An 11,976-nucleotide genomic window follows, 5' to 3' on the forward strand; every position below is an offset into this window, starting at 1 on the left:
GTGCGGGCGAGGAAGTGGCTGAGGCCTGCCGCCAGACCCGCTGGGTCGTCGCGGTAATTCGGGCTTTCGTACCAGAACTGGTCGCTGAAGGCGTCCGCCTCGTCGCGCCAGCTGCCCATGTGCTCGGTGCGTTGCGAAACGAACACGCGGAACGTCTCGATCTCGCCGGTGACCACGCCCTGGTTGGTCAGGCGGTTCACCGTGGCGTAGAGGTTGCCGCCGGCGGCGATCTGGCTGCTGGCGTTGCTCAGCTGGTCGGCGTCGATGCGCAGGTCGCCGCCGGCGCTGATCGACGAGGCGGCGCTGGCCTGCAGGACTTCGAGCTTGTCGCGCTCGGTGATTTCCCAGACGCCGTTGCGTTTGCCGGAACAGTCGGCGATGGAGTCGTTGAGGTACTTGTAGCAATTCACCTCGACGATCTGCGCCGTGTACTTGCCGGCATCGTTGACCACCAGCACGGCGCGGGCGTTGTTCAGCGCGCTGACGTTCAGGCGCATGTCGCCCTGGCTTTCCAGGGTGGCGGAGAGGTTGTCCAGGCGCGCGGCGCGGTTGCCGGCGTCGTCGGCGGCGAGGTCCAGCGCGCCCAGGCTGAAGACGTCGGCGAAGCGGTTGGTGAAGCTGCCGACGCGCAGGGTCAGGTCGGCGCCGCTGAAGATCAGGCCGTTTTCGTTGAGCAGGCTGGGGGTTTCGACGCGCAGATTGGCGGCGCTGCCGAGGGTGCCGTGGTTGTTCAGACTGGCGGCGCGGACGTTGAGGTCGCCGTCGCTGGTGAGGCGGCCGCTGTTGTCCAGGCTGCCCAGCGTGGCGATGGTGGTGTCCGCCCCGCCAGCGATGCTGCCGGCGCTGTCGAGTGCCAGGCTGGCGGCGCGGAGGTTCAGCACGCCCAGGCTGCTCAGTTCACCCGTGGCGCTGTACCGCCCGCCGAGGTTCAGGTCGAGGCTGCCGTCGCTGGTGAGGCGGCCGGCGTTGGTCCAGTCGCCGCCGGTCCCCTTGAAGGTGCCGGTGGCCAGCAGTTGTCCGCTGGCGGTCTGGGTCAGTTGGCCGATGTCGAGGTTGAAGTCGCGGGCCTGGATCAGGCTGGCGTTGGTCCAACTCGCGGCTTGGTAGCTGAGGCTACCGTTGGAAATGAAGCGGCCGCCGGCCAGGCCGGCCTGGGCCAGGTCGAGGCCGAATTGGCCACTACCCAGGTGGCGCACGTTGCCGCCGTCGTTCAGCAGAGAACCGCTGCCGATCAACAAGTTCTGCGCGGCGCTTTCCAGGCTGCCGTTACGGTTGTCCAGCAGGCCACTGGTAGTGATCCGGGTGGTGCCCTGTGGGCCTAGTGCGCGCAGACGGCCCTGGTTGTTGGTCAGGACGGCAACGGCCAAGGTGAGCTGGTTGCCGGCTTCGATCAGGCCGAGGGTGTTGTCCAGCGTGCTGCGCAGGCTGAAGTCGATGTCCCGGGCACCCACCTGGCCGCCGCGGTTGAGGAAGTCGCCGGCAGTCACCACCAGGGCCTGGCTGGCGAAGAGGCTACCGGCAGAGTTGTCGAAACCGGCGCTGTTCACCCGGGCGTCGCCTTGGGTGGCCGCCAGGTGCCCGCCACTGTTGGCCACGCTGTTGGCGTCGAGCCGCAGCGTGGCGCCCTGGGCGATGCCAGCGCGGTTGTCGAAGTCTCCGGCGCGCAGTTGCAGTGCCCCCCCAGCGCTGCCGAGCGTACCGCCGGCGGAGTTGTCCAGGCGGGTGCCGAGGTCCAGCGCCAGCGCGGTGTCGGCGTACAGCCGGCCGCCCCGGTTATCGAGGCTGTCACCCTGCAGCGCGACGGCCTGGGCGGTGATCCCGCCCTGCTGGTTGTTCAGGCTGCCGACGCGGCCTGTGAGCCGGCCCCGGCTGCTGAGCAGGCCCTGCTCGCGGTTGTCCAGGTGGTCGAGGTCGAGGCTCAGGCCCTGGCCGGCGGCGAACAGGCCCTGGCGGTTGTCGAGGGTGCCGCCGCTGACCTGAATGTGCTGGCCGCCGATCTGGCCGTTGCGGTTGTCGAGTGATGTGGCGTTAGCGCTCAGGTTGCGCGAGGCGATCAGGCTGCCAGCGTTGCGCAGGGCCTGCGCGGTGATGAAGAGATCGCCTTGGGCGTTGCGGCTGTTGTCGGCATTGACGCCGGCTTCGATCACGCCGTTGTTGCTTAGGCGCGCGGCGCTCAGTTGGACACTGGAACCCGCCGCCAGGCTCTGGGCATTGCTCAATCCCCCTCTGGCCTGCACGAAAGCACTGCCGCCGGCATAGGCCGGGCCGTTCAGCGCTATGTCCTGGCCTTTCAGCGCCAGGTCGCCGCTGGCCGAGGCCTGGGCCAGCTCCAGCTTGCCGTTGGCGTCGATCCGGATATCGCCCGCGCTGGCCGCCATGTTGCCGGCCAGCTTCACGCCAACGCCGGCCTCGGTGCCCACCAGGCGGATGCTGTTGGCGTACATGCCGCCGAGCGCGGCGCTGTCGATGGCCAGCTGCGGCTTGCCGCTACCGTCGTCGGGCTTGGCGCTGGCGGCCAGGGTCTGCGCGTCCACCGTGTTACGCCCGGCGACCACCGTGAGTTGCTTGGCGTACAGCTCGGCGTTGAGTTTGGCGCTGCGGGTGATCAGTTCGAACTGGTCGACATTGCCCGCGTTGAGCCCGGCGCCCTCGATGCTGATCGCGCCGCCGTCGACGTCGTAGCCCTGCAAGCGCTCGCCCGCGAGGATCGGCTTGCCGGTGGTGAGCGTGACGCGCGGGGTGTTGATGAAGCCACAGCCGCTACACGTCACGCCGCCTGGCGCTGCCACGATCACGTGCGCACCCTGCCCGGCCACCTCGGTATAGCCGCGTAACTGCGCCGGGCTGCCGCTGGTGACTTCGTTGAGGATCTTCTGCGCCGCCTGGCCCTTGAGGTTCGGGTTGCCCAGCACGATGCCGCCGAGCTGGGTGCTGGCGGTCTTGCCGGTGGCGTTGTTGAGGATCAGCCCCTGCTGGCCCACCGAGTAGTCGCTGAATTTGTTGTGCGACAACCCCGCGCCATTCGGCGTGGCGATATTGACCAGGGGCACGCCGTTGCCCGCCGCCCCCAGGCTGGTGTTGCCGCCAGCATCCGCGTCCACCGCGAGCTGCGCCGCCGTGGCAACGATGGGATTGAGGAATAGCAGGCCGGCCAGGGCACTGGCGATGGCCTGGTGGAGGGGATGGCGGATGTTCATGACGAAGGGCTCGCGGGGAGGTAGCAAGAGGCCAGCGCACCCTAGCGCACGGTAGTGCGCGAACACTTAGGGGTTCCAAGCGCTCATGCGAAGGAAATTTCCGAAAGCCCTTCAGCGGCAGGCCTGGGCCCTCCTGGACGACCTCAGCAGATCTATGCGATTGGCAGCCATATTCGGCATCGCTCGCCCTCCTGAACGCTACCCGCTCCTAGCCTCTGCCAAGAACCCGGAATGGCCATCCAGCGCCCCACTCCAGACCCCATCAGCGCAAAGGCCTCCCTGCCCACAGCGGAAATCGACTCGACGGTCCCGCTCGCTCGATATCCATCGAGCAGGGAATGGCAGGGCAAAGAAGATGCTCGACTGATGGTCCACCTGATGGCGTTATGGAGCGACTTGCAATCACCCCGCATGCATCAAGGTTTTACCAGCAAGCGGCAACGGCAGTTCCGCTGTACAGCGTGCAAGGCTTTCTTCAGAGCGTTACCGGCCCGCTGACCTAGTCTTCAACTCCGCCTGGGCACCACACGCGCGGCTGCACAAGGTATGGCAGTTGTTCACCAACACCGCGATCGGCGCGTTCAGCCTGTGGCGGGTATGGATCAGGCACGACCTGTGCCTGCCGAGCTGGCTGACCCTGTTCGTCACCGGCGGCTTCCTGCTGAGCTACTGGCTGCGCGCAAGCTACGGCGGCTCGATGGTGCTCAGCGACGGCTCGGAGAAACTGATTCTCGGCGTCAACCTGGGGCTATTCGCCTACACGCTCGCCATTCTTATGGTCGCCGTTGCCGTGGCGATGGATCGCCGGAGCCGGGTGGCGGAGGTAGCTGTGTCATGGTGAGGTGTGATGGAGTGGCAAGGAGGTTCAGCGCGAAGTAGTGCTGCATGCGTGCCTGATTGCGCGGATTTGCTGCGCGCTAATAGAGCATCTGAATTAATCAATCATACGAAATAGGGACTACAAAATAAGGACAGATTTGTATTCGTCGCTCCATTCCTGTCCAATCGGATAGATATTTGGATCAGTGGGAATAAATCTGTCCCCATATACGATCCATGCCCCAGAGCTCGCACGAGTCCTTCATGAGCAGGGCGAATGTTGTTGAGGTACGGCGACAGGGCATAATCTTGGACGGCCTAGATCAGGGAATCTCAATAGATGTCAACTAGAACGCCAATCATACGTGCCTACTGCGTCCAGCTCGGTGAAGTGCTCTCCATTGCTGAAGCTCGGCGGGCATTCTTCTCGCTTCCGCTTCCCCGCAGTCGCTTCGATTTCTTGTGCTCGAACGAATCGTGCCGAGACCTCGCAACGAAACCCAAGATCACTGCCGTCAACTATGACAAGCAACCCAACGACACCTACCGGGGAGCGCACTTTCGCGAGAACAACAGCTACAAGCACTCACCGAATTGTGAGTGGATGATCGATGAAGACGCCGAGGAGGTCGACGGCAAACTGCCTGGTGAAAGCGAGAAAGATGCTTTCCTCCGTCGAGCTCGGCGCAAGCTGCATGATTACATCGATGTATTCGAACCCAATGCGGGACAACCTGCAGAGAGCGGATCAACAAGTGGTACTCCGGATGGCGACAAAGTCACTGGTGGAAATCGAAGCGAAGGCGTAGGCCGGAGCGAAAAAGAGTCCAGGAACCATCGTACCAGCAGTCTTGAGCGGCTGGTTGAATGCTATCGGCAAGCGCGACAGGAACTCTCGGAAGAAGAGTTCAAGGCGATGAGGCTGCGGGTGGTGGGCGAAAGCGAGATGCCACTGTCTTGGTTTTTCAGAAGCATCTCGTACGCCAAGCTGGGAACCTCCAACCGTGTTCTCCATGGCGGTGCGACTCTGGTCGGGCGCTATGGTGCCGGCTTCAAGCTCAAGTTCTACGACCGCCTTGATGGCAAGCTCGTTTTTCTCTACGTGTCTAAAGAGCAAATGGGCGAGTACCGCTTCCAGCGCTACCTCGATGAGCTGCTGCAGCAAGAGGAGGCAGACTATTTCCGTGTCTTCGCCTTGGGACAGCTAGCCCTTTCCCCCACCGGGAAGAGCATCAATTTGCAGGTCGATGATCTGAAGCAACTGGTAGTGATCCCCGGCCAGAAGAAGGTCTCTGAGTCTGCCCACGAAGCATCACCTACCGGTGCAGGCTAAGCGTAACAATGCGCGACGGGCCATTGAATGTTAAGAAGAGTGACCTATGATCAAATTCATAAACACCGCCACAAACGTATACCTTGAATACGAAACCGATTTTGAACCTAGTAACAAATGGGTCCGGGAGGAACTAAATACTCACAAGAAAGTAAGAATATCCCGAGTATTTTGTTTCACGCCAAGAGATTTGCTTAACCATCCAAAAAATAAAAAAATCGATGACGAGTCTCCATGCCTATTTAAGTTCGGTACTTTGCAAAACGATTACATAAAGATTCCTGCGCGCATTCTCGACATAAAAAATGACGTGCATATAAGTCATGACATAACACTAAAAAGATCAACATTTGTTGCCGAGCGTAATGTTTCAATTTTCGGCCGACTATCAGATCTGCTAGAACACTCCAATCCTATTGTGATTGGCGGTACGCGACAAGACGCCATCCCAAAGAACGTCTTTGAGGAGCTACTTGAAAAATTCCCTAACACCAACGAACTAAATCGATATGCAGGGGCTCGCGTCCACACCATAATCTCTCAGTACCTAGATGGTATGAAGGATGCTCGGGGACGCTATGAGAATTACCTAAATAAGAAAAAGTCACTCAGCAGCCTGGGAAAAATAGATTTAGACGCTTTGAAAAATCTGGAGATTGAGAAATACATCTTAATCCGACATCTAATAAAGGATGCCTTAGACACTAAGAAGAATTGGTCTGAGAGCGACTGGCAGAAATTGATGCTATCCTTCCTGCTCCTTCTATTTCCAAAATATATAAAAACTCTTGAGAACGTCACAATCCACGACTATTACAGCGACCCGAAAAACAAAACCAATCGCTTCATTGACATAGCTTTGATCGACGCGAATGGCAACCTTGACATAATTGAAGTCAAAAAGCCCTTTGATGATAAAATTCTTCGCAAGAGCCAATACCGTGGGAACAATATTCCAACCTCGGAATTGAGCGGCAGCATAATGCAGGCGGAGAAGTATCTTTTCCATCTATCAAAATGGGGCGTCAAGGGTGAAGAAAGCATAACCAAACAATACGCCAATCAATTGCCAGCGGGAATGAAAATCAAGATATCAAACCCTAAAGCTATTGTTATCGTAGGACGCGATCAAATCGGCGGCTCCAACATGACTCACGATCAACTTCTGGACTTTGAAATAATCAAGAGAAAGTACGCCAACATGATAGATATCATTACTTATGATGATTTACTCCGAAGGCTCGATAACACAATCACGGCCCTTAGCATCTAACGACAAATCTAATCAAGAAAACTTTATAGAACCACGAAAACAAGTACCAATATGAAGCTGCATTAGCGAAAGGGGCAAGGACACTCCTCACCCGCATGAGAGACTTACATAAGGCTTTGCCCTGAAGTTCGCGACGGATTCGCGCTTGATCTTATCCAGGGCGGGAAAAGGGGCAGATTAATTTCCTCCACTCTAAACGTCTGCTTCTGGCCAATTTCTGCCGTTTGGCAACGGCGCCCTTGGGTGGAATGCAGCCCACCACAAAGGCAAGATCCAGAGCCCTTGGCGACTACCTAACCTAGAATTTTCCCACGCAATTTCCGCCTTGCCGTCTTACGAAATCGATCGATAGATTCCGTCCCTGTCACGGTCAATCCCGTGGCCGGGTGTCGCAGCCCGAGGACGAAGCGCCCACAAAGCGCCGCAGCATCTGTCTAGGCGCTTTTTCGTGCCTGGGGCAGTGCCCCGTGGCGGATCGTGTGGGGCAGGCTTCGGTCTGGCCGGTTTTCTAGCGCTTCGTACCGGTACTGCGACCTCCGCACGATCCGCCTCCCCTTTCCGGGGCGGCGGTTTCATTCTCCCCGGAAGGAGTAACGGCAATGCGTAATCCCACTCGACCCACTGTCCGTCCCTCGCTGTCCCTGCTTTCCCCCCTGCCCTTCGCCTCCGCCCTGGAGGTGCGCCATGACTGAGCGCAAGCTGGTTCCCCTCTACGCGCAACCCGACCCGGTGTTCTTCATCGATTCCGCGATGCCCGCCAACGAGCTTTCCGAGGCCGCCGCGCGGCGACTGGTGGCGGTGGAGGACATGTTGCGGGTGCTGGAGTATCACCAGACCGACGATGTGCTGATCCACGAGACCGCGCGGCTGGCTTCGGCGCTGGTGCCGCTGGTGGGTGAGGCGCGGCAGTTGTATGAGCTGGCGTTGGAGGCGCCGCGCTAGGCGACCTTGCGTTCGCCAGCGAAGGCCGGCCGCGGGTTTCCCGGGCCGGCCTTCGGCGTTTCTGCTCAGGGCTTCGGCGGTTCGGCGGCGCCTTCCTTGAGTATCCAGTCGCGGAAGATGCGCGCCGAGGGCGCCAGTTCGCGGTGGCGCAGGCAGACCAGGTATTCGCCCTTGTCGGTCACGCAGGTGTGGCGGGTGACCCGTTGCAGCTCGCCGCGCGCCACCGCTTCGTCGGCCATGAAGCTCCAGGCCAGGCCGATGCCCATGCCCTGCTGCACGGCGCGGTAGGCCAGGGTCAGCTGGTTGAACACCGGATCGCCCGGCGCCGGGCGGTAGTCCATGCCGAAGTGGCGGAACCAGTCGCGCCAGTCCAGGCAGGTCCAGGCCGAGGCGTCGATCTGCACCAGGGGCGAGGCGGCCAGTTGTTCGAGGCTTTCGATGCCGGCCACGTCCAGCGCCGGGTGGGCCACCGGGTAGACGATTTCCGGCAGCAGGAACTGGCTGTCGAGGGTCGACCAGTCGCCGGCGCCATAGAGGATGCCGAGGTCGTAGTCGGCCAGGCTGGCCTCGTCCATTTCGTTGATGGCGTGGACGTGCACGGCGATTTCCGGGTGCAGGCGGTTGAATTCGATCAGCCGGGGGAACAGCCAGAACTGCGCCAGGGCGTGGGTCGCGAGGATCGATACGGCGTTGCCCTGGTGCAGGCTGCGGATGCGCCGCACGCTGTTCTGCAGGCCGTCGAGCAGGCCGCCCACGGTGGCCAGCAGCTCGCCGCCGGCGGCGGTCAGCGCCACGCCGCGCGCCTGACGCTCGAACAGCGGCACGCCGAGGTGTTCCTCCAGGGCGCGCATCTGCTTGCTCACCGCGCTCTGGGTGAGGAACAGCTCGGTGGCCGCGCGGGTGAAGCTGCCGTGGCGGCCCACCGCCTCGAAGGTGATGAGGGTTTCCAGCGGCGGCAGGTTCCTGAGGTACGGGTTGATGGCTGCGCTCCTCGGCGAGGCATTCCCCCGGGGAATGCCTGAATGCTTATTTATCCTTGGTCAAACGCTACCACAGTGGCTACCGTGGCGGCATTCACAGCATTCGAGGTTGCGGTTCATGAAAGGCGGGGTGGTCTATGCAGGCATGGCGGGTGCGATCTGGGGCGGGGTCATCCTGGCACCGTCGCTGATCCCGGAGTTCTCGCCGTTGCTGATCAGTTGCCTGCGCTTCGCGTTGTATGGCGCGCTGTCGCTGCTGATCGCGCTGCCGGTGGCGCTCGGCCTGCTGCGCCGGCTCACCCGCGCCGACCTGAACCTGCTGGTGCGCCTGGCGCTGACCGGCAACCTGCTGTACTTCGCCCTGCTCTCGGCGGCGGTGCAGCTCGCCGGGGTGGCCACCGCCTCGCTGATCAACGGCATCATGCCGCTGGCGATCACCTACCTCAGCCGCAGCGACAGCGATTCCCTGCCCCTGGGCCAGATGAAGCTGCCGCTGCTGATGGTGGCCGCCGGCATCCTCTGCATCAATCTCGACCCCAACGTGCTCAGCGGCGCCGCCCACGGCACCGGCGAGCGTCTGCTGGGCATCGCCTGCGCCTTCGCCGGGGTGGCCTGCTGGTCGTGGTTCGCCACCAGCAACGCGCGCTACCTGAAGGGCAGCCGCTTCAGCAGCCACGAGTGGTCGACGCTGAATGGCCTGGTCACCGGCGTGCTGGCCCTGGCCTTCGGCGGCCTGGGCTGGGCGCTGCTGCCCAACGCGCTGCCGCAGGGCCTGCCGGCGGAGCGCTGGACGACCTTCCTGTGGGTGTGCGTGTTCCTCGCCGTGTGCGGCTCCTGGCTGGCCAACGGCCTGTGGAACGCCGCCACCCGCCGGGTGCCGATGAGCCTGGGCGGCCAGTTGATCGTGTTCGAGACGCTGTTCGCCTGCGCCTACGGGTTCATGCACATGCAGCGCCTGCCGAGCCTGATGGAGACCCTGGCGATCCTGCTGCTCGCCGGCGGCGTGGTGCTGGCCGCCGGGCGTCACCGCGCGCCGGTGGCCGAACGCGCGCTGGCGACCTACACGCCGTCCTGACCTCCCCTACCCTTCGACGCGAGCCCGGACGCCATGCAGCCCCGCGATCTCTCCGCCTATATGTTCCTGGCCCTGGTCTGGGGCCTGTCATTCCTCGCGCTGCTCAAGGCGGTGGCCGGCTTTGGCTGGGTCGGCGCGGTGAGCTTCCGCGCGCTGATCGCCAGCGCCACCTTGCTGGTGGTGGCGAGGCTCAGCGGGCGGGCGCTGAATTTCCGAGGGCTGTGGAAGCCGCTGTGCGTGGTGGGCGCCACCACCGTGGCCGGGCAGCTGGTGGGCATGACCTTCGCCACACCGCTGATCGGCACCGCCATGGCGGCGATCTTCGTTGCCGCGATTCCGCTGTTCTCGATGCTCATCGGGCGCATCTGGGGGCTGGAGCGCCTCGCCCTGAGCGGCGTCGCCGGGCTGCTGCTGGGGCTGGTGGGGATGCTTCTGCTGGTGGGTTTCCCGGCGGTGCCGGTGACGCCCTCCTTCGTGCTCGGCTGCGCCGGCTCGATCTTCGGCGCGCTGTGCGCGGCCTACGGCAGCAACTACGCGGCGCTGCACCTGCGCACGGCGGGCTCCTGGGAGGTGACCTGCGGGGCCTTCCTGGTGGGCGGGGTGCTGACCCTGCCGCTGCTGTACTGGGTGCCGCCGCCGGGGCTGCCGTCGCTGACCGATGTGTTCTACCTGCTGCTGTGCGGCTGCGTGATGAGCGCGGTGAACTACGTGCTGTATTTCCGCCTGGTGTCGCGCATCGGCGCCACCAAGGCGATCAGCGTGGAGTTCGTGGTGACGGTGGTGGCGGTGCTGGCGGGGACGCTGGTGCTACATGAGCCGCTGTCGCTGGTGCAGGGGCTGGGGGCGCTGATCATTCTGCTGGGGTGTGCGCTGGTGCTGGGGTTGCTGCCGGGGGTTGGGCGCAGGGCGGTGGCTTGAGCGGCTGACGGGGTGTGGCCAGTAAGAATGCTCGCGGACGGACTCCGCTGCGGGGGCGTTCGCGAGCAAGCTCGCTCCTACACGAAACGCCATCCTACGGGGTGGCGCGGGCTGCTTGGGTGGGGGCGGCGGCGTCCGCGTCCAGCGCTGCCATTTCCAGGTGCGCGGTTTCGCGCAGCAGCAGCGAGCAGATCGCCACCAGGGCCATGGCCGCCGCGCCGTAGAGGGCCACGTAGACCGGTTGGTGGCCGCTGGCGATGAGGATCGCGGTGGCGGCGCTGGAGGCGGTGCCGCCGCCCAGCGCGGCGCCCAGCTGGTAGCTGGCGGAGATACCCGAGTAGCGCATGCTGCGCGGGAACTGCTCGGCGAGGAAGGCCGGGATCGGGCCCTGGGTGGCGCCCATGAAGAAGCCCACCGCCAGGTAGCCCAGCAACGCCAGGCCCAACTGGTGGGTGCCCAGCAGCGGGAAGAAGGCGAACAGCCCCAGGGCCATGATGGCCGCGCCGAAGATCATCACCGTGCGCCGTCCGTAGCGGTCGGACAGGTGGCCGAAGAACGGCGCCGACAGCACGATGGCGATGGACAGCGCGAAGTCGAACAACAGCGCCTGGCTGCTGCTGTAGCCGATGTCGGTGGCGTAGGCCAGGAAGAAGGTGCTGATGTAGGCCACGGTGATGTAGCCGAAGGCGATGCCGCTGCACAGCAGCAGTTCACGCGGGCGCTGGCGCAACGCGTCGAGCAGTGGCAGGCGCGCCCGCTGCTGCGGCTTGGGTTGTTCGGCCGGGGCGCCGTTCTGCAGGCGCGCGTAGAGGCCGATCAGCACCAGCACGCCGCCCAGCCAGAACGGGATGCGCCAGGCGACGCCGCTGAGGTCGTCGTTGTAGGCCAGGCTGACCAGGGCGAACACGGCAGAGCCGAAGATGCCGCCGATGCCGATGCCCATGCTCGTGAAGCTGCCCCACAGGCCACGCCGGCCACACGGCGCCACCTCGATGCCGAACAACGCCGCCCCGCCCCACTCGCCGCCGGCAGCGAAGCCCTGCACCAGGCGCAGCGCCACCAGCAGGGCCGGCGCGGCCACGCCGAGGCTGTGGTAGTCGGGCAGGAAGCCGATCAGCAGCGTGCTCGCGCCCATCAGCAGCAGGGTTGCCACCAGCGCCTTCTGCCGCCCGTAGCGGTCGCCGAGGTGGCCGAACACCACGCCGCCCAGGGGCCGCGCGAGGAAGCCGGCGCCGAACGCGGCGAAGGCCACCAGCACCGCGGTGAGGCGGTCCAGGCCGGGGAAGAACAGCTGCGGGAACACCAGCGCGGCGGCGTAGCCGTAGATGACGAAGTCGTAGAACTCCAGGGCGGTGCCCATGCCGGAGACGCAGAAGGTCTTGAACGCCGAGCGTGAGCCGGGCGCGGGGGTGTGGTCGATCATGCGGGTGTGCTCTTGT

The 11,976-nt window shown here is 63.5% G+C and carries 9 protein-coding genes; 6 read left to right on the plus strand and 3 right to left on the minus strand.

Annotation, left to right across the window (positions count from 1 at the left end; all coding sequences use genetic code 11):
• Positions 1–3,197 (minus strand): filamentous hemagglutinin N-terminal domain-containing protein (locus tag P3W75_RS24525; RefSeq protein WP_276229913.1); only part of this gene is annotated, 3,197 nt, incomplete at its 3' end.
• Positions 3,198–3,750: 553 nt separating this feature from the next.
• Between P3W75_RS24525 and P3W75_RS24530 the strand changes: the two genes are divergently transcribed.
• The 4 genes from P3W75_RS24530 (at position 3,751) to P3W75_RS24545 (ending at position 7,564) form a co-directional block, all read left to right on the plus strand.
• Positions 3,751–4,038 carry a hypothetical protein gene (locus tag P3W75_RS24530; RefSeq protein ID WP_276229914.1) on the plus strand — a complete coding sequence of 96 codons (288 nt, stop codon included), beginning with the start codon at positions 3,751–3,753 and terminating at the stop codon, positions 4,036–4,038.
• A gap of 318 nt (positions 4,039–4,356) precedes the next feature.
• Positions 4,357–5,349, plus strand: coding sequence for an ATPase (locus P3W75_RS24535; protein WP_276229915.1), 993 nt, complete (start codon positions 4,357–4,359; stop codon positions 5,347–5,349).
• 46 nt (positions 5,350–5,395) lie between these two features.
• Entirely contained in the window at positions 5,396–6,622 is a 1,227-nt protein-coding gene (locus P3W75_RS24540; protein WP_276229916.1) for a Shedu immune nuclease family protein, read from the plus strand.
• 684 nt (positions 6,623–7,306) lie between these two features.
• The gene (locus tag P3W75_RS24545) at positions 7,307–7,564 is read left to right on the plus strand and encodes a hypothetical protein (RefSeq protein ID WP_276229917.1); all 258 of its coding nucleotides are present in this window, start codon (positions 7,307–7,309) and stop codon (positions 7,562–7,564) included.
• Between the two features lie 65 nt (positions 7,565–7,629).
• On the opposite strand, the gene P3W75_RS24550 is transcribed toward P3W75_RS24545, so the two are convergent.
• Entirely contained in the window at positions 7,630–8,544 is a 915-nt protein-coding gene (locus P3W75_RS24550; protein WP_276229920.1) for a LysR substrate-binding domain-containing protein, read from the minus strand.
• A 118-nt stretch (positions 8,545–8,662) separates the two neighbouring features.
• Here P3W75_RS24550 and P3W75_RS24555 point away from each other — a divergent pair, with 118 nt between their 5' ends.
• Together P3W75_RS24555 and P3W75_RS24560 are read left to right on the plus strand one after the other, a co-directional pair.
• The gene (locus tag P3W75_RS24555) at positions 8,663–9,619 is read left to right on the plus strand and encodes a DMT family transporter (protein ID WP_276229918.1); all 957 of its coding nucleotides are present in this window, start codon (positions 8,663–8,665) and stop codon (positions 9,617–9,619) included.
• A 33-nt stretch (positions 9,620–9,652) separates the two neighbouring features.
• Positions 9,653–10,537: a DMT family transporter gene (locus P3W75_RS24560; RefSeq protein WP_276229919.1), complete on the plus strand. Its 885-nt coding sequence runs from the start codon at positions 9,653–9,655 to the stop codon at positions 10,535–10,537.
• 94 nt (positions 10,538–10,631) lie between these two features.
• On the opposite strand, the gene P3W75_RS24565 is transcribed toward P3W75_RS24560, so the two are convergent.
• Positions 10,632–11,960 carry an MFS transporter gene (locus P3W75_RS24565; protein ID WP_276229921.1) on the minus strand — a complete coding sequence of 443 codons (1,329 nt, stop codon included), beginning with the start codon at positions 11,958–11,960 and terminating at the stop codon, positions 10,632–10,634.
• Positions 11,961–11,976: the final 16 nt, after the last annotated feature.

Source organism: Pseudomonas citronellolis (assembly GCF_029335315.1).
Lineage (GTDB): Bacteria > Pseudomonadota > Gammaproteobacteria > Pseudomonadales > Pseudomonadaceae > Pseudomonas > Pseudomonas citronellolis_A.